Origin of the sequence: Ideonella sp., assembly GCF_041918995.1 — a bacterium.
Classification (GTDB): Bacteria; Pseudomonadota; Gammaproteobacteria; order Burkholderiales; family Burkholderiaceae_C; genus Ideonella.
Genome location: NZ_JAYRUN010000009.1, coordinates 101,453 through 119,259 on the forward strand (window position 1 = coordinate 101,453; position 17,807 = coordinate 119,259).

Below are 17,807 nucleotides of genomic sequence, written 5' to 3' on the forward strand. Positions count from 1 at the left end.
GATGCAGCGCGACGACGTTCCCCGCCCCCACCGCGTGCTGCAGCCTGCCGGCTGGGCGCCGCCCCGCGGCTACGCCAACGGTGTCGCCGCGCGCGGCACGCAGGTGTTCGTCGCCGGGCAGATCGGCTGGAACGCGCAATGTGCCTTCGACAGCGACGACCTGGTGGCGCAGACGCGCCAGGCGTTGCGCAACGTGCGCGCCGTGCTGGACGAAGCGGGCGCTGCGCCCCAGCACATCGTGCGCATGACCTGGTACCTGCTGGACCGCGCCGAGTACCTGGCGCGCGGCCGTGAGCTCGGTGCCGTGTTCCGCGAGGAGATCGGCCACTACGGCATCGCCATGAGCGCGGTGCAGGTGGCTGCGCTGATCGAGTCGCGGGCGAAGGTGGAGATCGAGGTCACGGCGGTGATCCCGGAGTGACGGAATGACACAGGCCGCCCGAAGGCAGCCTGTGTGAAGAAGGCCGCCCAAAGGCAGCCTGTGCGCGCGGCGAGGCGACTCAGCCGGCCGAGAACGACGACCCGCAGCCGCAGGTCGTCGTGGCGTTCGGGTTCTTGATGACGAACTGGGCGCCCTGGAGGTCTTCCTTGTAGTCGATCTCCGCGCCCATGAGGTACTGCAGGCTCATCGCGTCGATCAGCAGGGTGACGCCGTTCTTGCTCATCTGCGTGTCGTCGTCGTTCACGATCTCGTCGAAGGTGAAGCCGTACTGGAAGCCGGAGCAGCCGCCGCCCTGCACGAAGACGCGCAGCTTCAGGTCGGGGTTGCCTTCCTCGGCCACCAGGTCGGCCACCTTCGCCGCCGCGCTGTCGGTGAAGAGGATGGGGGCGGGCATGTCGCCGGTGACGGCGGTGGGGGTGTCGGCCAGGGCGTTCATGGCTTCCTCGGAACTGGAATGGGTGGGAAGAAAGGGGTCAGGCGTCGTTCGCGGCCGCGAGCATCAGGGCAGGCTTCGCACCTTCGCCGGAGCGGCGGCGCAGTTCTCCCTCGATGGTGGCACCCTGGTGCATTTCAAGGGTCTCGTAGCGCACTTCGCCGTGGATGCGGGCCTTGGGCTGGATCTCCAGCAGCTCGGCGGATTCCACCGGGCCCATCACCTGCCCATTGATGATCACATGTCCGGCGATCACCTTGCCCATGATGCGGGCATTTTCGCTGATGACCAGCAGCGTGGGCCGGTCCCCCACGGCGACGACGTCCCCCTGCACCTCACCATCGATGCGCAGGCCGTCGGTGAATCGCAGCTCGCCCTGCACGACGGTGCCTTCTCCCACCAGGCTGCGGATGGGAGGCTGCTTGCGAAACTTGAACCACATGGGGTGTGTCCTCAGAACTGCATCACAACGTGGCCTTCTGCGTGGCCAACACGGCGCCGGCGGCGCTCAACACCCTCACCTCGGCGGTTTTTACCACGGCCCCTGCCGGCACCGACGCCCGCCCTTCCAGGCGCACGTACTGCTTGACGCGCAGCGGCGCCGCCTCGGCCAGCGGGCTGGCGGACCACGGACGGCCATCGCGCGTGCCGGCCAGGGTGAGCTCGTAGCGCCCCTCGAACGGGCGGCTGGCCTTGCCGTTCTGCATGACCAGCAGCTGGTAGCGCAGCTCGCCGGGCGACAAGGGCTCCACCTGGAAGCCGCGCACCACCAGGCCGTCGCTGACATCCGCCACCGGCAGCAGGCGCTCGAAGAAGCCGAGGTCCGCCTTCAGCGCCAGGTTGTCCGCCTCGGCCTGGCGCAGCTGCGAGGCCAGGCGCTCCTGCGCCGCCCGCTCCGCCTTGAGCAGGCTGTCCGCGGTGGCGGCGATGGCCTGCGCCCGCGTGGCCTCCTCGCGCAGATCGGCCAGCTCGGTGCGCAGCCGGGCCAGCTCCTCGCGCGTGCCGCCGTCCAGGCCGGCGATGTCCTTGCCGAACTCGAAGGCCCACAGGGCGATCGCCGCCGAGAAACCCAGCGCCACGGCGAACACCGCCCAGCGCAGGGGCCACGGCAGGTGGCTGCGCACGATGACCCGCGGCGCGCTGATCGACAAGCGGCGGCGCAACAGCTTCAAGCGCATGTGACGGGGCGTGAGTGAGGGCCGGAAAAAACGAAAGGCCGCCAATGGCGACCTTTCGGGGGCTGGCTGGCCGCGAGGCGGCGAGCTTAGCGCTTCGAGAACTGCTTGCGGCGGCGGGCGCCGTGCAGACCGACCTTCTTGCGCTCGACTTCACGCGCGTCACGCGTCACGAAGCCGGCGTGGCTCAGGTCGGGCTTGAGCGCCGCGTCGTAGTCGATCAGGGCGCGGGTGATGCCGTGGCGCACCGCACCGGCCTGGCCGGATTCGCCGCCGCCGTGCACGTTCACCTGGATGTCGAAGGCCTCGCCATTGCCCGTCAGCAGCAGGGGCTGCTTGACGATCATGATGGAGGTCTGGCGGCCGAAGTACTGGTCGACGGGCTTGCCGTTCACCATGATCTGGCCGCTGCCCTTCTTGATGAAGACGCGAGCGACCGACGACTTGCGGCGGCCGGTGCCGTAGTTCCAATTACCGATCATCACCGCTCCTTAGATTTCCAGCGCCTTGGGCTGCTGGGCGGTGTGCGGATGCGTGTCGCCCGCGTACACCTTCAGCTTCTTGATCATGGCGTAGCCGAGCGGGCCCTTGGGCAGCATGCCCTTGACGGCCTTCTCCAGGGCGCGGCCCGGGTGCTTGGCTTGCATGTCCTTGAACTTCGTGGCGTAGATGCCGCCGGGGAAGCCCGAGTGACGGTAGTAGATCTTGTCGTTGGCCTTGTTGCCGGTGACGCGGATCTTGTCGGCGTTCAGGACGATGATGTAATCGCCGGTGTCCACGTGAGGCGTGTAGATGGCCTTGTGCTTGCCGCGCAAACGGAGTGCCACTTCGCTGGCAACACGTCCGAGCACCTTGTCGGTGGCGTCAATCACAAGCCACTCGTGCTTCACCTCGGCCGGCTTGGCGCTGAAGGTCTTCATGAGGGGGCTTCTGGATAAGGAGATCCGGCTGTGCGAGCGGCTCAGGCCTGGTCCCATCGGCGCCGCTGTTCACACGCGGCCTCTCAGGCGCACCGGGCACCTCGCCTGCCAGAACCGCGCCGCACATGACGACCCTTGTTCCTGCAGGCAAAGCCCACTCTCCCCGCCGAAAACGGGAAAGCCGGTGAGTCTAGCACAGGCCTTGGCTCTGACAAAACGCATCTGCGTGCGCAATGCCCGCGTGATTGGGGCACGCACTCCATCCCGACCCGATAGACTCAGGGAAATCACTTAGCCGACGGAGGCCCCACCGTGGCCCAACCCGCTCCCCCGCCGACAGCCCGCCCCCCGGTCACCCCGGGCGCGGCGCCTGCGTCGGCCCGCCCGGCCGACAGCACGGCCTTCCGCTGGATTCCCATCCGCTCCCTCGCGCAGCGCCACCGCGCGAAAGTGCTCACTCACTTGCTGGCGTTGGCCCCGGAGGACCGCTACCTGCGCTTCGGCTATGCCGCGAACGACGCGCAGATCCGCCGCTATGTGGACCTGCTCGACTTCGACCGCGACGAGGTCTTCGGCGTCTTCAACCGCAAGCTCGAGCTGATCGCGATGGCGCACCTGGCCTACCTGCCCGATTCGGCCCAGACCCGCCATGCCGCCGAGTTCGGCGTGTCGGTGCTGCCCAAGGTGCGCGGCCGGGGCTACGGCGCCCGCCTGTTCGACCATGCCGTGCTGCATGCGCGCAACCGGCATGTGGACACCATGATCATCCACGCGCTGAGCGAAAACGCCGCGATGCTGAAGATCGCGCGCAACGCCGGCGCCACGGTCGAGCGCGACGGCGGCGAATCGGAAGCGCGACTGCGCCTGCCCGCCGAGACCTTCGGCTCGGTGCTGGAGGAACTGGTGGAGAACCAGGCTGGCGAGCTGGACTACCAGCTCAAGAGCCACGCCCAGCGCATGGACGGGCTGCGCCGCATCGTGGGCGAGATCAAGGCCGGCATCAAGAAGGTGCGCAGCTCGGTCATCGAATGACCGCCGGGGGCGGCGGGCCGGCGCGTACCATGCGCCGATGCCTGCCTCCACCGAAGCGCCCGACACGGCGAGTCCCGCCCCGTACGCCGGCCTGACGCCCGACGAGGTGCTGGATGCACTGTGGGGCGCCGGCCTGCGCGCCGACGGCCGCCTGCTGCAGCTGAATTCCTACGAGAACCGCGTCTTCCAGGCCCCGCTGGAGGACGGCCGCGTCGTGGTGGCCAAGTTCTACCGCCCCGGCCGCTGGACGGACGCGCAGATTGCCGAGGAGCACCGCTTCGCGCTGGAACTGGCCGCGGAGGAACTGCCCGTGGTGCCGCCCTTGTCGCTGCAGGCCGGCCCGCGCGTGGCGCCCGATCCGCACACCGACACCCTCGCCCACTTCACCACCGCGGCGGGACAGGCCTTCCGCTTTGCGGTGAGTGAACGCCGCGCCGGGCGCGCCCCGGAGCTGGAAGAGCCCGCCACGCTGGCGTGGTGCGGCCGGCTGCTCGCGCGCATGCACCGCGTGGGCGAGCGCCAGCCCTTCACCCACCGGCGCACGCTGGACGCCGCCACCTTCGGCCACGGCGCACGCCAGCGCCTGCTCGATGGCGGGTTCGTTGACCCGGAAATCGACCAGGGCTGGATCCGGGCCAGCGCCACCGCGCTGGAAGCGGTGGACGCGGCCTTCGCCCGCCACGGCCCGGTGCACGCGCTGCGCCTGCACGGCGACTGCCATGCCGGCAACCTGCTGTGGCGGGAGGACACCGGCCCCCATTTCGTGGACCTGGACGACTGCTGCATGGGACCGGCCGTGCAGGACCTGTGGATGCTGCTGCCGGGTGAACGCGGTGCGGTGGAGACCGCCCTGTACCACCTGATGGACGGCTACCGCGACTTCCGCGATTTCGACGACCGCGAGCTGCTGCTCATCGAGCCGCTGCGTACGCTGCGCATGCTGCACCACAGCGCCTGGCTGGCCGAGCGCTGGAACGACCCGGCCTTCCCGATCGCCTTCCCGTGGTTCGCCAGCCCCGCCCACTGGAGCCAGCAGGCGGCCGACCTGCGCGAGCAGGTCGAGCGCATGGCAGACATCGGCTGAGGCCGGGCGGCCGCCGCCGATGCGCCCCCGCTCAGGCGCTCAGCAGCTTCGTCACCCGCTGTACATAGGCCGCGGGGTTCTCCAGATGGCCGCCCTCGGCCAGCAGCGCCTGGTCGAACAGGATCTGCGCCAGGTCGTCGAAGCGCGGGTCGTCGGCCAGGCGCTTGACCAGCGCGTGCTCCGGGTTCACCTCGAGGATGGGCATGGCGGCCGGCGCGTCCTGTCCGGCCTGCTTGAGCAGGCGGGCCAGGTGCGCGCTCATGTCCTGCTCGTCCACCACGATGCACGCGGGTGATTCGACGAGGCGGGTGGTGACGCGCACGTCCTTCGCGCGGTCCTTCAGCGCGTCCTTGAGCTTGTCGAGCACGGGCTTGAAGGCCTCGGCGGCGCTTTCGGCCTGCTTCTTCTCTTCCTCGTCCTGCAGCTTGCCCAGGTCCACCGCGCCCTTGGCCACGCTCTGCAGCGCGTGGCCCTCGAACTCGTGCAGGTGCGACAGCATCCACTCGTCGACACGGTCGGTGAGCAGCAGCACCTCCAGGCCCTTCTTGCGGAACAGCTCCAACTGCGGGCTGGACTTGGCCGCGGCCAGCGTGTCGGCGGTGATCACGTAGATCGCTTCCTGGCCCTCCTTCATGCGCGCCACGTAGTCGGCCAGCGACACGCCCTCGTCGGCATGGGTGGACGCGAAGCGGAACAGCTTGGCCAGGCGCTCGCGGTTGGCGAAGTCCTCGCCGATGCCCTCCTTGAGCACCGCGCCGAACTCCTTCCAGAACGCCAGGTACCTGGCCTTGTCGTCGGCGCTGTCGCTGTCGGCCAGGCCCTCCAGCATGGACAGCACCCGCCTGGTGGAGCCTTCGCGGATGGCCTTCACGTCGCGGCTTTCCTGCAGCAGCTCGCGGCTCACGTTCAGCGGCAGGTCGGCGGAATCGATCACCCCTTTCACGAAGCGCAGGTACACCGGCATCAGCGCCTCGGCGTCGTCCATGATGAACACGCGCTTGACGTACAGCTTCACGCCACCGCGCTTGTCGCGGTTCCACAGGTCGAAGGGCGCCTTGGCCGGGATGTACAGCAGCTGGGTGTACTCGCTGCGGCCTTCCACCCGGTTGTGGGTGTAGGCCAGCGGTGCGGCCTGGTCGTAGCTGAGCTGCTTGTAGAACTCCTGGTACTCGGCGTCGGTGACGTCGCTCTTGGCGCGCGCCCACAGCGCCGCCGCCTTGTTCACCGTCTCCCACTCGTCCCTGGCCACGTACTTGGCGGCCTCGGCGTCCCACTCCTCCTTGCGCATCAGGATGGGCAGCGAGATGTGGTCGGAGTACTTGCTGATGATGGAGCGCAGCTTCCAGGCGGCCAGGAACTCGGCCTCCTCCTCGCGCAGGTGCAGGATGACGTCGGTGCCGCGGGTGGGCTTGTCGATCGTCTCGATCTCGTACTCGCCCGTGCCCTCTGAGCTCCAGCGCACGCCCTCGGCGGCCGGCAGCCCGGCGCGGCGCGATTCGACCGTGATGCGGTCGGCCACGATGAAGCCGGAGTAGAAGCCCACGCCGAACTGGCCGATGAGCTGGGCGTCCTTCTTCTGGTCGCCTTCCAGGCGCGACATGAACTCGCGCGTGCCGCTCTTGGCGATGGTGCCCAGGTGCTGGGCCGCCTCCTCGGCGCTCATGCCCACGCCGTTGTCGCGGATGGTGATGGTCTTCGCCTCGGCGTCCACCAGCACGCGGATGTCCAGGTTGGGCGCGTCCTCGTAGAGCTCAGGCTTGTCCAGCGCCTCGAAGCGCAGCTTGTCGCAGGCGTCGGAGGCGTTGGACACCAGCTCGCGCAGGAAGATCTCCTTGTTGGAGTACAGCGAGTGGGTGACGAGGTGCAGGATCTGCTTGACTTCGGCCTGGAAGGCGTGGGTGTGCTTGCTCATGGTCGTCTGGAAGGAGGAAGTCGATTCAAGGGCACGCCGGCCAGCCGGCGCGCGCTGCGGCGGCAGATGGGGCCGCCCGCGGCGGTTTCAAGAGGGGCGCATCACCAGACCGGCCGGCCCGCCGCCACGTGCGCGTCGCGCTCGGCCTGCCAGCGCTCGATCTGCGGCAGCAGCGCCTGGCGCCGCGCCAGGCATTCGGGCCGCCAGACCTCGTCGCGCTCGTAGTACTCGGGCACGGCCAGCGCCGCCGGGGGCCAGGGCAGCCAGGGCTGGCGCGAGGCGGTGAAGATGTGCACGTCCGGCGGCAGCCGCTCGGGCTCGTCCAGCGTGCCCACGCGCACGAAGGCCACGGCGGGCCCGGAGCCCGCGTAGTGGCTCCACAGGGCCAGCCAGCAGCGTGGACAGCGGTGCACGCGCTGGCCCAGGCCGCTGTCGCTGGGCGTGACGACGGCCACGGCCTTGCCGACCAGCGGCTGCAGGCGGTCGGCCTCGATCATGGCGTTCCAGGCGAAGGGGCCGCCGGTCTCGCGCTGGCACCAGCGGCAGTGGCAGGCGTGCACGACCAGCGGCGGGCCCTGCAGGCGGTAGCGCACCTGGCCGCAATCGCAGCCTCCGTCGAGCACCCCGTCGCCGCTCACCGCGACGCCTCCAGGGCCGGGGCCTCCAGGCTGTGCCAGGTGTCGCCTTCGCGCCGCGCCCGGCCGTCGGCCACCAGCTTGAGCAGGTGGGCGGTGAGCGAGCGTTCGGCGATGCCGTGGCGCGAGGCCGGCACGTCGCCGTAGACCTGCGGCACCAGCCGGTGGGCGGTGGCGGGCCCGGCCGCCTGCAGCGCCGCGGCGACCTTCGCCTCGCGCGCCAGGCGGTGGGCGATCAGGCGCCGCACCTCCGCCTGGGGCTCCACCATCAGGAAGCCGTGGCCGGGGGCGAAAGCGCGCAGCCCGGGCAGGTGCAGCAGCTTGTCGAGCGAGGCGAGGTAAGCCGCCATGTCGCCATCGGGCGGGTTGATGACGACGGTGGAGCCCTGCATCACATGGTCGCCGGTGAACAGCAGGCCCTCCTCCTCCAGCAGCCAGCACACATGGTTGGACGCGTGGCCGGGCGTGGCCACGGCGCGCAGCGTGGCGCCGGTGCCCAGCACCAGCCGTTCGCCGTCCTGCGGCTGGTGGGCCGGGGCGAAGCCGTGGTCCTGCCACTGGGGGTGCGCCGGCTGGCAGCCCACGACGGGTGCGCCCGTCAGCTCGGCCAGGCGCCGCGCGGCGGGCGAGTGGTCCACATGGGTGTGCGTGGCCACGATGCGCACGATGCGGCGGGGCGCCGCGGCCTGCATGACGGCCGCCAGATGCGCCTCGGTGTGCGCGTCGTCGGGGCCGGGGTCGATCACCGTCACCTCGTCGCCGCCGGGCGCGTGCACCAGGTAGGTGTTGGTGCCCGGCCCGGTCATCACCGAGCCGTTGCCGCAGGTCACGCGAACGACACGGTCGGACAGCCTCACCGGCCGGTCGGCGGGCAGCTCGAAGCACACGTCGCCGCGGCCGGCCGGGTCGAGCCGCGCGATCTCCGCGTACGCCCATTCGCGGGGCAGCACGGGGCGTACGCGGCCCGCGGCGTCGCAACCCAGGCGCGGCATCATGCGCGGCGGGTGGCGCCGGGTGCGGGCATCGGCCAGGATGGCCGCCACCGAGTCGAAGCGGCCCAGGTCCTTCAGCGTCTCGCGCGTCACCGGCAGCAGCTTGAGGGCACGCTCCTTTTTCAGCGCCTGCGCGGGGGTCAGCCAGGCCAGCTCCAGCGCCTCGCCGGCGTCCACCACCGCCACCTGGCCGACCGGGGCGCGGGCGACGAAAAAGCGTGTGTCGAAGCGCTTGGGCATGCCGGGTGGGGTGAGCCAGTGGCTGTGGTAGGCCAGGGCCGCGGCGTCCAGCCGCAGGCCGTGACGCTGGCACAGCGCGGCGAAATCGGCGCCGGTATTCACCAGCGCCCGCTCGCCCAGGGCGGCCGCACGGGCGGTGTCGGCGCCGGCATAGAGCAGGCCCACCTCCTCGAAGGTCTCGCGGATGGCGGCCACGGTGTAGGCCAGCGCGTCCGGCACGCCCAGGCGATCGTCGGCGGCCGCCGCCGTGTCCCCGTCGCACAGGCCGGCCAGGCCCGCGTCCTGCGGGTCCAGCACGCCGCCAGGGAACACCCACACGCCGCTGCGCATGTCACCGTCGCGCTCGGCGCGGCGCAGCAGCAGCACCTCCGGGGTGCCGCCCGGGCCGTCGCGCAACACGATGAGGCTGGCCGCACGGCGGGCGCCCACGGCATCGGCGTCCGGCGCGTCGGAGGGGGCAGAGGCAGGGGGCGCGGATGCGGACGCCATGGGGTGGGTGCTCATGCGGCGATTGTCCGGCGCGCGGCGCCGCTGGCCAGCAGCGTGGTGATCTCGGGCGGCGTGTAGCCCGCCTCGGCCAGCAGGGCCTCGGTGTCCTGGCCGGGCTCGGGCGGCGGCCGGGGCGCGTCGGGCACGCTGCGGTCGAAGCGCGGCGCCGGCGCCGGGTGGCGCACGCCGTCCACGTCCACGAAGGCCTGGCGTTCCGCCGCCAGCGGGTGGGCGGCCGCCTCCTCCAGCGTCAGCACCGGCGTGACGCAGGCATCGCTGCCCTCGAACACGTCACACCACTCGTCGCGCGTGCGGCGGGCGACGAGCGCGGCGATCTCGGCCCGCATCGCCGGCCACAGGGCGCGGTCGTGCTGGCCGGCCACGAAGCGGGGCTCCAGGCCGGCGCGCCGGGCGAACTCGGCGAAGAACTTGGGTTCCAGCGCGCCCACGGCCAACCAGCGGTCATCGGCCGTGCGGTAGGTGGCGTAGAACGGCGCGCCGCCGTCGAGCAGGTTGGCGCCGCGCCGCGCGGTGTGCCAGGCGCCGGCCGCCGCCAGGCCGTGGAAGATGGCCAGCAGCGAGCCCACCCCGTCCACCATGGCCGCGTCCACCACCTGGCCGCGGCCCGAGCGCTGGCGCTCCCACAGGGCTGCGAGGATGCCCACGGCGAGGTACAGCGCGCCGCCCCCGTAGTCGCCCACCAGGTTCAGCGGCGGCACCGGCGCGGCGCCGCCCGGCCCCTCGGCGGCGGCGCCCTGCGGCCCGATGGCGTGCAGCGCACCGGCCAGGGCGATGTAGTTGATGTCGTGGCCGGCCGTGTGGGCCATGGGCCCGGACTGGCCATAGCCCGTCATGCGGCCGTAGACCAGGCCGGGGTGGCGCGCATGGCAGTCGGCCGGACCGAGGCCCAGGCGCTCGGCCACGCCGGGCCGCCAGCCCTCGATCAGCACGTCGGCCCGGTCGATCAGCCGGCGCGCGGCCTCCACGCCGGCGGGCTGCTTCAGGTCCAGCGCGACGGAGCGCCGGCTGCGGCCGGGGATGTCGAAGCGGGCGGCCACGGGCACGCCCAGGCCGCTGGGCTCCGTGCGGTCGATTCGCCAGACCTCGGCGCCCAGGTCCGCCAGCAGCATCGCGCACATCGGCCCGGGCCCGATGCTCGCCAGTTCCACCACCCGCATGCCATGCAAGGGTCCCATGCCGACTGTCTCCTCGTGATCGCCGTTCTGCAGCCCGCAGGCTAGCATCGCCGGCATGACTCGCCTGCTGCACATCCAGCCCGCCGGCTGGCAGGTGGCGGTGGCCCCTGGCCAGAGCCTGCTCGAGGCCGCCCAGGCCGCCGGCATCCGCCTGCCGCGCTCCTGCCGCAACGGCACCTGCCGCGCCTGCCGCTGCCGGCTGCTGGCCGGCACGGTGAGCTACCGGGTCGAGTGGCCGGGGCTGCTGGCCGAGGAACGGGCCGAGGGCTGGGTGCTGCCGTGCGTGGCGGAATCCGACGGCGACGTCACGGTGTGGGCGCCAGGCGCCGCCGACAGCCGGCGCGCCGCCCCCGGCAGCGCCTGATCAGCCCGCCTCGGCCACCTCGCACGCCAGTTCGCCGTCCTCGAACTGGGTCACCCGGCCCACCCAGGCCGGGGAAGACACCTGCAACTGGCGTCGCACGCCGCCCGACCTCACCAGGTCGCTGTGGACGTGCAGCGGTATGCCGGCTTCATCGAACGTGAACACGGTGAGGAACTTCGCCTGCCGGCCGTGCCGGGTGGCCACGAGGGTGGGCGCAAAACACGTGTCGTACATGGCTGCGCCCGCACACAGCGCCACCTGCCGCCCCGAGCCGGCCGGCAGGTGCTCCAGGTCGTCCAGGGGCCACAGCTGGCGCACCGTGAAGCCCAGGCGCTCGTCGCGGTAGCTGGTGTCGTCCATCGGGACGAGTTCGCACTGGTCGCCGAAGTGCCACACCTGCTGGAAGCGGACCGGCGTCGCGGCATCCAGGCGGTCCATCACGACGACACACTCCGGCTCGAAGAACACGACCACGTCGCGGCGCCGCCGCACCCCGATGCTGGGCTCGTCCTCCATGCGCAGATGGCAGAAGCGCGGGTCCAGCGACTGCCGGCTGAGGGTGGTGTGCGGGTTGAGCGCTCGTCGCGCCGGATCGGTGCACATCGCCACGTTGTGGGCAGCGGGTGCGCGCAGGTGGGCCCGCACGGCGTCGTCGGTGTAGCCGTGGAAGCCGCCGTCGCGCAGGATCTCGGTGCCGCGACTGAAGTAGGTGAGGGACGTGTGGTCAAGGTGGCCGTGGATGGCGCGGGGCGGGCCGAAGCGCAGCGCGAATGCGGTTTCCTCGGCGAACGGGCGGCGGCGCCCCCAGCCGGAGCGGCCGAACACGTAGCCCGCGCGCTCATACACGGCCACGCTGTGCGCGGGTTCAATGCCCTCGCGGCCCTGGGTGGCGGCGTACTCCGCCGCCGTGCCCGGGATCGCCGTGGCCGCCTGGACCTCCGTGTCACCCAGGCAGAAATAGGTCCCGTCCGGCCGCGTGGCATGGGCCAGGAACAGCGGCATGCGGTTCCATCGGTCCGTCACGTCGGCATCCACGCCGACCGCCCGCAGGCGGTCGACCGCGGTCGCCAACTGCTTGTAGCTGTAGAGCTGGTAGCTGATCGCCTGCTCGATCGTGGCGCCCTGCTCGTCCACCACGGTGGTCAGTGCGCCAGCGAGCCGGTCCGCGCCGATGCGCGCGCACTCGGGCAGCCCCAGCGCCTGGGCCACGTCGACCAACGCGATGGACTGGTCCACACCGTGGTTCCAGTGGCCCTGGTAGTTCTCGTCGGCCGCCAGGAACGCGGCGTGTTCGGCCAGCAGCGGACGCAGCCAGTCCTCGCCACGGAGGAACACCTCGCCAAGCACCCTGGCGCGCAGCGCCACGGCGTGGCCGTCCCAGGCGCGGCCCGACGCGGGGGCGCCCCGCGGGTTCTTCGCCATCCAGTCGGACACGATGGCGCGCACGATCGCCCGGTCTGCCGCGGCGAAGTCGCCGCGCAACAGGCAGCGCAGGTAGCCGAAGCAGTTGAGCCACCACTTGTAGGACTCGGGCGCCGACTCCAGCGCGCCGTAGTCGATGCCACCCTGCCAGGCAAGCTCCGGCATCCGGTACTTGCGCGGCGCCACGATGAAGCCCCGGCGAAGCCGGAGCCTCAACGACGCCAGATCCACACTTTTCTCCCTGAACTCTTTTTGTGGCCGGATTTTCCCGGCCCCTGCCCGCCGGCGCAAGAGCGCCGGTGCGCGCGCGCTACAGAAAGCGTTCCAGCAGCCGCTTCGAGTGCTTGTCCATGGCCAGCAGGTCCGCCACCTTGAAGACGATGCCGTGGCTGCTGGTGATCAGCAGCGCGGCGCGGTTGCCGGGCAGGCGGCGGATGTCCTCCTCGCCCTTGAGCACGAACTGGGTCGGGCCGCGGTCGGTCTCCACCGTCCAGGTGCTGGGCGTGGAGAAGGTGGACACCTGCAGCAGGCGCTGGATGACCGGCGTGAACTCGCGCTGCGTGAGCTCCTCCTGCAGCATCTCGCGCGGGCCGGCCGGCAGGGCCGACAGGCGCGGCACCCAGGCCAGCTCGCGGCCCGCGGCACTCACCAGCGACAGGCCCTCGTCCGGCGCGGCCACCGGAAAGGCGCGCACCGGCGTCACGCCCACATGCTCCGTGCCGTCCGCGGCGATGAACACGAGCTGGCCCAGCGCGTTGCGCGCGAGGCGGAAATCGGGAAGGGTCATGGCGCTCATTGGCTCACCACATCGTGCGCCGACGGCTGCGGCAGGGCATGGGCGATGAGCACGGCGTCGTGGTCCTTGCCGTCGGCCTCGGCCTTGCGCGCCTGGGCTTCGTACAGGCGCCAGTAGGCGCCCTGACGGGCCATCAGCTCATCGTGCGGTCCCACCTCGACGATCTCGCCGCGGTCCATCACGACCAGGCGGTCGGCCTTGCGCAGGGTGGACAGGCGGTGGGCGATGGCGATGGTGGTGCGGCCCTGCACGAGGTTGTCCAGCGCCTTCTGGATCTCCTTCTCGGTCTCGGTGTCCACCGCCGAGGTGGCCTCGTCGAGGATGAGGATCTTGGGGTCGATGAGCAGTGCCCGGGCGATGGAGATGCGCTGGCGCTCGCCGCCCGACAGGCCCTGGCCGCGCTCGCCCACCAGCGAGTCGTAGCCCTGCGGCAGGCGCAGGATGAACTCGTGCGCGTGCGCGGCGCGGGCGGCCGCGACGATCTCGTCGCGCGTCGCGCCGGGCTTGCCGTAGGCGATGTTCTCCGCCACCGTGCCGAAGAACAGGAAGGGCTCCTGCAGCACCAGGCCGATGTGGCGCCGGTAGTCGGCCACGGCGAAGCGGCGGATGTCGGTGCCGTCGACCAGGATGCGGCCGTCGGTCACGTCGTAGAAGCGGCAGATCAGGTTGACCAGCGTGCTCTTGCCCGAGCCGCTGTGGCCCACCAGGCCGATCATCTCGCCCGGCCGGATGTCCAGCTCCAGGCCGCGGATGACCGAGCGGTTGCCGTAGCGGAAGCCGATGCCGTCCAGCCGCACGCCGCCCTGCAGCTGCCCGGCGGGCACGGGCTGCGCCGGCTCCGGCACGTTGGACACGTGGTCGAGGATGTCGAAGATGCGCTTGGCGCCGGCCGCCGCCTTCTGCGTGACCGACACGATGCGGCTCATGGAATCGAGCCGGCCGTAGAAGCGCCCGATGTAGGCCAGGAAGGCGGTGAGCACGCCCACCGTGATCTCGCCCCGGCTGACCTGCCAGATGCCGAAGGCCCACACCACCAGCAGGCCGATGTCGGTGAGCAGCGTCACGGTCGGGGTGAACAGGCTCCAGGTCTTGTTGAGCCGGTCGTTCACCGCCAGGTTGGCCTGGTTGGCGTCGCGGAAGCGGTTGGCCTCGCGCGACTCCTGGGCGAAGGCCTTCACCACCCGGATGCCGGGGATGGTGTCGGCCAGCACGTTGGTCACGTCGCCCCAGACGCGGTCGATCTTCTCGAAGCCGGTGCGCAGGCGGTCGCGCACCCGGTGGATCATCCAGCCGATGAAGGGCAGCGGAATCAGCGTGACCAGCGCCAGCCAGGGGTTGATCGAGAACAGGATCACCGAGGTCATGACCAGCAGCAGCACGTCGGTGGCGAAGTCCAGCGCGTGCAGCGACAGGAACACCGAGATGCGGTCGGTCTCCGAGCCGATGCGGGCCATCAGGTCGCCGGTGCGCTTGGCGCCGAAATAGTCGAGCGACAGGCCCAGCAGGTGCTCGAAGGCCGTCACGCGCAGGTCCGCGGCGATGCGCTCGGACACCAGCGCGAGCAGCCAGGTGCGCGCCCAGCCCAGCGCCCAGGCGAGCAGCCCGGCGCCCAGCAGGCCCGACAGCAGCAGCATGACGTAGCCGCGGTCGATCGACTGGCCGTTCTGGAACGGGATCAGCACCTCGTCCATGAGCGGGATGGTGAGGTAGGGCGGCACCAGCGTGGCGCCGGTGGAGGCCAGCGTGAGCATGAAGCCGCCAATGAGCTCCTTGCGGTAGGGCCGGGCGAAACGCCCCAGCCTTAGCAGCACCCAGGTGGACGGCGGCTCGTTGTGCTCCCGGCTGCACACCACGCACTCGTCGCTGTCGGGCGGCAGCAGGGCGCGGCAGCTGGGGCAGCGGGTGGGGTCGTCGCCCTCGGGCACCACGCCGCGCGCATGCGCCGCCTGCACCTGCTCGAAGCGTTTCACCAGCCGCAGCGCCTGCACGTTGGCACCGAGGGTGAAGCGCCAGGTGGCCGTCAGCCGCGCGCTGCCGGGCGCCTCGTCGACCAGGCTCAGCGTGCCGACGCCGGCATGGTCGTGGTGCCGAAGCGACATGCCCGGCGAGAGCCCATGGCGCTGCCATGGCCCGCCATCCAGGCGGGCCCACAGGGCGCGCTCGCTGAGCACCAGGCGGCCCGGCGCGAAGCGCAGCTGCTCGTCCAGGTCAACCTGCAGCGTGGCGAGGACGTTGTCCCCGCCATCGAGAGGGGGGTGGTCGTCGGCCTCGGCGGCCGCAAGGTGGTGGGTGGCTTGCATCTGAATCGACGATTTTCCCTGATGGCGCCGGCGGTGGCCGCCCCGGGTGCGCCCGGGCAGGCGGGCTGCCCGGACACGGCGCACAATCCTAGCCTCGCACAGCCCCTGACGCCGTCCGGGCGGCCCGGCCGCCCACGCATGCGCTCCATGACCGACCGCAAGAACGACATCACCCTGCAGCGCATCACCTACCTGCGCGGCCCCAACATCTGGACCTACCGACCGGTGCTCGAGGTCTGGCTGGACCTCGGCGAGCTGGAGGGTTATCCCTCCGACAAGCTGCCCGGCTTCACCGACCGGCTGCTGGCGCTGCTGCCCGCGCTGGCGGAGCACCACTGCGGCGTGGGCGAGCGCGGGGGCTTCCTGCAGCGCCTGCGCGAAGGCACCTGGGCCGGCCACATCCTCGAGCACTGCGTCATCGAGCTGCTCAACCTGGGCGGCATGCCCACCGGCTTCGGCCAGACGCGCAGCACCCGCCAGCCCGGCGTCTACCGCATGGTCTTCCGGGCCCGCAACGAGCAGGTCGGCCGCGTGGCGCTGGCGCAGGGCCATGCGCTGCTGATGGCCGCCATCAACGACCAGCCCTTCGACGTGACGGCGGCGGTGGCGCAGGTGCGCGAGGCCATCGACGACTGCTACCTGGGCCCGTCCACCGCCTGCATCGTGGCCGCGGCCACCGACCGGCGCATCCCGCACATCCGGCTCAACGACGGCAACCTGGTGCAGCTGGGCTACGGCGCCAAGCAGCGCCGCATCTGGACCGCCGAGACCGACCTCACCGGCGCCATCGCCGAGACCATCGCCTGCGACAAGGACCTCACCAAGTCGCTGCTGCAGAGCTGCGGCGTGCCGGTGCCCGAGGGCGAGATCGTCGACAGCGCCGAGGCCGCCTGGACGGCGGCCCAGGACATGGGCGGTGCCGTGGCCATCAAGCCCACGGACGGCAACCACGGCCGCGGCGTCACGCTCGACCTGACGAAGAAGGACGACATCGAGGCGGCCTACCGCCTGGCTGCCGAGGAAGGCAGCGAGGTGATGGTGGAGCGCTGCATCCCGGGCGGCGAGCACCGGCTGCTCGTCGTGGGCGGCAAGGTGGTGGCCGCTGCGCGCGGCGAATCCGCCTGGATCACCGGCGACGGCCAGCACACCGTGGTGCAGCTCATCGACCTGCAGATCAACACCGACCCGCGCCGCGGCACCACCGAGGACCACCCGCTGAACCGGCTGGACGTGCGCGAGGACCCGGTGATCCTGCTGGACCTGCAGCGCCAGGGCTTCCCGCCCGACAGCGTGCCGCCGGCCGGCCACCGGGTGCTGGTGCAGCGCAACGGCAACGTGGCCATCGACTGCACCGACGACGTGCACCCCGAGGTGGCCCACAGCGTCAGCCTGGCCGCCAAGGTGGTGGGCCTGGACATCGCCGGCGTGGACGTGGTGGCCGAGGACATCTCGCGCCCGCTGCAGGCACAGGGGGGCGCCGTGGTGGAGGTGAACGCGGGCCCGGGCCTGCTGATGCACCTGAAGCCGGCCGTGGGCAAGCCGCGCCCGGTGGGCCAGGCCATCGTCGAGCAGCTGTTCCCGAGCGAGGAACACGACCCGCACCCCGGCCGCATTCCCATCGTCGGCGTGGCCGGCACGCGCGACACCCAGGTCGTGGCGCGCGCCATCGCCTGGCTGATGCACCTGTCGGGCAAGCACACCGCCCTGGCCTGCCGCGACGGCCTGTTCGTGGGCCAGCGCCGCATCGAGCGGGCCGACATGGCCCGCAGCAGCGCCTACTGGGAGGCCGGCCACCGCCTGCTGATGAACCGGGACGCCCATGCGGCCGTGTTCGAGAACGGCCCCGCGCTCATCCTGGACGAAGGCCTGCCCTACGACCGCTGCCACGTGGGCGTGGTGACCGACTTCGACGGCGCGCCGGGCCTGGAGCGGCACGACGTGACCGAGGCCGAGCAGCTGTACAAGGTGATGCGCACGCAGATCGACGTGGTGCTCGCCGACGGTGTGGGCGTGCTCAACGCCATGGACGCGCGCGTGGCCGAGCTGGCCGAGCTGTGCGACGGCGAGGTGGTGTTCTACGCCGCCGAGGGGCCCGAGGGCGACCCGCCCGTGCTGCGCGACCACTGCCAGGAAGGCGGCCGGGCTGCCGTGCTGCGCGCCGGCCGCGTGCTGCTGCTCACCGGCGCCAGCGAGCAGCCGGGGCCCGACCTGCACGCGGCGCTGCGCCGACACGACATCACGGAGCCGGCCCAGGTGGCCGCGCTGTCGCAGGCGCTGCTGGCCGCCGTGGCCGCGGCCTGGGCGCATGGCATCTCGCCCGAGCTCATCGCCGCCGGCATCGAGACCTTCGAGCCGCCGCGCGCCGCCGCCTGAGC

17 protein-coding genes are annotated in these 17,807 nt (G+C 71.6%); 5 read left to right on the plus strand and 12 right to left on the minus strand.

The window, feature by feature from the left end:
- The first annotated feature begins 1 nt into the window (after window position 1).
- A complete protein-coding gene (locus tag ACE3UN_RS10045; RefSeq protein WP_374674797.1) occupies window positions 2–421 on the plus strand; it encodes a RidA family protein in 420 nt (139 codons plus the stop codon).
- 79 nt (window positions 422–500) lie between these two features.
- Here ACE3UN_RS10045 and erpA read toward each other — a convergent pair whose 3' ends face one another.
- The 5 genes from erpA to rplM all read right to left on the minus strand — a co-directional run bounded on the left by erpA (window position 501) and on the right by rplM (window position 2,970).
- Window positions 501–878 carry an iron-sulfur cluster insertion protein ErpA gene (erpA, locus tag ACE3UN_RS10050; protein ID WP_374674798.1) on the minus strand — a complete coding sequence of 126 codons (378 nt, stop codon included), beginning with the start codon at window positions 876–878 and terminating at the stop codon, window positions 501–503.
- Between the two features lie 37 nt (window positions 879–915).
- A complete protein-coding gene (locus ACE3UN_RS10055) occupies window positions 916–1,317 on the minus strand; it encodes a polymer-forming cytoskeletal protein (RefSeq protein ID WP_374674799.1) in 402 nt (133 codons plus the stop codon).
- A 22-nt stretch (window positions 1,318–1,339) separates the two neighbouring features.
- Window positions 1,340–2,053: a DUF6776 family protein gene (locus ACE3UN_RS10060; protein WP_374674800.1), complete on the minus strand. Its 714-nt coding sequence runs from the start codon at window positions 2,051–2,053 to the stop codon at window positions 1,340–1,342.
- Between the two features lie 86 nt (window positions 2,054–2,139).
- Complete coding sequence (gene rpsI / locus ACE3UN_RS10065) at window positions 2,140–2,532, minus strand: 30S ribosomal protein S9 (RefSeq protein ID WP_374674801.1); 393 nt, start codon at window positions 2,530–2,532, stop codon at window positions 2,140–2,142.
- A gap of 9 nt (window positions 2,533–2,541) precedes the next feature.
- Complete coding sequence (rplM, locus tag ACE3UN_RS10070; protein WP_374674802.1) at window positions 2,542–2,970, minus strand: 50S ribosomal protein L13; 429 nt, start codon at window positions 2,968–2,970, stop codon at window positions 2,542–2,544.
- A 450-nt stretch (window positions 2,971–3,420) separates the two neighbouring features.
- Here rplM and ACE3UN_RS10075 point away from each other — a divergent pair, with 450 nt between their 5' ends.
- Window positions 3,421–4,002: an N-acetyltransferase family protein gene (locus ACE3UN_RS10075; RefSeq protein WP_374674803.1), complete on the plus strand. Its 582-nt coding sequence runs from the start codon at window positions 3,421–3,423 to the stop codon at window positions 4,000–4,002.
- 37 nt (window positions 4,003–4,039) lie between these two features.
- Window positions 4,040–5,086, plus strand: coding sequence for a serine/threonine protein kinase (locus tag ACE3UN_RS10080; protein ID WP_374674804.1), 1,047 nt, complete (start codon window positions 4,040–4,042; stop codon window positions 5,084–5,086).
- Window positions 5,087–5,117: 31 nt separating this feature from the next.
- Here the strand turns inward: ACE3UN_RS10080 and htpG are convergent, their stop codons facing one another.
- From htpG to ACE3UN_RS10100, 4 genes are all read right to left on the minus strand, one after another.
- Window positions 5,118–6,998: a molecular chaperone HtpG gene (gene htpG / locus ACE3UN_RS10085; protein WP_374674805.1), complete on the minus strand. Its 1,881-nt coding sequence runs from the start codon at window positions 6,996–6,998 to the stop codon at window positions 5,118–5,120.
- 101 nt (window positions 6,999–7,099) lie between these two features.
- Window positions 7,100–7,636 carry a GFA family protein gene (locus ACE3UN_RS10090; RefSeq protein WP_374674806.1) on the minus strand — a complete coding sequence of 179 codons (537 nt, stop codon included), beginning with the start codon at window positions 7,634–7,636 and terminating at the stop codon, window positions 7,100–7,102.
- Entirely contained in the window at window positions 7,633–9,369 is a 1,737-nt protein-coding gene (locus ACE3UN_RS10095; protein WP_374674807.1) for an MBL fold metallo-hydrolase, read from the minus strand. The genes ACE3UN_RS10090 and ACE3UN_RS10095 overlap by 4 nt, the downstream gene beginning before the upstream one ends.
- Window positions 9,366–10,550: a CaiB/BaiF CoA transferase family protein gene (locus tag ACE3UN_RS10100; protein WP_374674808.1), complete on the minus strand. Its 1,185-nt coding sequence runs from the start codon at window positions 10,548–10,550 to the stop codon at window positions 9,366–9,368. Before ACE3UN_RS10100 ends, ACE3UN_RS10095 begins: the two co-directional genes overlap by 4 nt.
- A gap of 55 nt (window positions 10,551–10,605) precedes the next feature.
- Here ACE3UN_RS10100 and ACE3UN_RS10105 point away from each other — a divergent pair, with 55 nt between their 5' ends.
- Window positions 10,606–10,914 (plus strand): 2Fe-2S iron-sulfur cluster-binding protein, encoded by a 309-nt coding sequence (locus ACE3UN_RS10105; protein ID WP_374674809.1) that lies wholly within the window; start codon window positions 10,606–10,608, stop codon window positions 10,912–10,914.
- Here the strand turns inward: ACE3UN_RS10105 and ACE3UN_RS10110 are convergent, their stop codons facing one another.
- From ACE3UN_RS10110 to ACE3UN_RS10120, 3 genes are all read right to left on the minus strand, one after another.
- Window positions 10,915–12,552 carry a heparinase II/III family protein gene (locus ACE3UN_RS10110; RefSeq protein ID WP_374674810.1) on the minus strand — a complete coding sequence of 546 codons (1,638 nt, stop codon included), beginning with the start codon at window positions 12,550–12,552 and terminating at the stop codon, window positions 10,915–10,917. It abuts the gene before it with no gap.
- A gap of 94 nt (window positions 12,553–12,646) precedes the next feature.
- Window positions 12,647–13,123: a DUF1854 domain-containing protein gene (locus ACE3UN_RS10115; protein WP_374674811.1), complete on the minus strand. Its 477-nt coding sequence runs from the start codon at window positions 13,121–13,123 to the stop codon at window positions 12,647–12,649.
- Window positions 13,124–13,128: 5 nt separating this feature from the next.
- On the minus strand, window positions 13,129–15,432 hold the full coding sequence (locus ACE3UN_RS10120) for an ABC transporter ATP-binding protein (RefSeq protein WP_374674812.1): 2,304 nt from the start codon (window positions 15,430–15,432) through the stop codon (window positions 13,129–13,131).
- A gap of 147 nt (window positions 15,433–15,579) precedes the next feature.
- Here ACE3UN_RS10120 and cphA point away from each other — a divergent pair, with 147 nt between their 5' ends.
- Complete coding sequence (gene cphA / locus ACE3UN_RS10125) at window positions 15,580–17,805, plus strand: cyanophycin synthetase (protein WP_374674813.1); 2,226 nt, start codon at window positions 15,580–15,582, stop codon at window positions 17,803–17,805.
- The last annotated feature ends 2 nt before the right edge of the window (window positions 17,806–17,807 follow it).

Coding starts and splice junctions, on each gene's coding strand:
- ACE3UN_RS10045 (WP_374674797.1), top strand. CDS start 2: ATGCAGCGCGACGACGTTCCCCGCCCCCACCGCGTGCTGCAGCCTGCC.
- erpA (WP_374674798.1), bottom strand. CDS start 878: ATGAACGCCCTGGCCGACACCCCCACCGCCGTCACCGGCGACATGCCC.
- ACE3UN_RS10055 (WP_374674799.1), bottom strand. CDS start 1,317: ATGTGGTTCAAGTTTCGCAAGCAGCCTCCCATCCGCAGCCTGGTGGGA.
- ACE3UN_RS10060 (WP_374674800.1), bottom strand. CDS start 2,053: ATGCGCTTGAAGCTGTTGCGCCGCCGCTTGTCGATCAGCGCGCCGCGG.
- rpsI (WP_374674801.1), bottom strand. CDS start 2,532: ATGATCGGTAATTGGAACTACGGCACCGGCCGCCGCAAGTCGTCGGTC.
- rplM (WP_374674802.1), bottom strand. CDS start 2,970: ATGAAGACCTTCAGCGCCAAGCCGGCCGAGGTGAAGCACGAGTGGCTT.
- ACE3UN_RS10080 (WP_374674804.1), top strand. CDS start 4,040: ATGCCTGCCTCCACCGAAGCGCCCGACACGGCGAGTCCCGCCCCGTAC.
- htpG (WP_374674805.1), bottom strand. CDS start 6,998: ATGAGCAAGCACACCCACGCCTTCCAGGCCGAAGTCAAGCAGATCCTG.
- ACE3UN_RS10095 (WP_374674807.1), bottom strand. CDS start 9,369: ATGAGCACCCACCCCATGGCGTCCGCATCCGCGCCCCCTGCCTCTGCC.
- ACE3UN_RS10100 (WP_374674808.1), bottom strand. CDS start 10,550: ATGGGACCCTTGCATGGCATGCGGGTGGTGGAACTGGCGAGCATCGGG.
- ACE3UN_RS10105 (WP_374674809.1), top strand. CDS start 10,606: ATGACTCGCCTGCTGCACATCCAGCCCGCCGGCTGGCAGGTGGCGGTG.
- ACE3UN_RS10115 (WP_374674811.1), bottom strand. CDS start 13,123: ATGACCCTTCCCGATTTCCGCCTCGCGCGCAACGCGCTGGGCCAGCTC.
- ACE3UN_RS10120 (WP_374674812.1), bottom strand. CDS start 15,432: ATGCAAGCCACCCACCACCTTGCGGCCGCCGAGGCCGACGACCACCCC.
- cphA (WP_374674813.1), top strand. CDS start 15,580: ATGACCGACCGCAAGAACGACATCACCCTGCAGCGCATCACCTACCTG.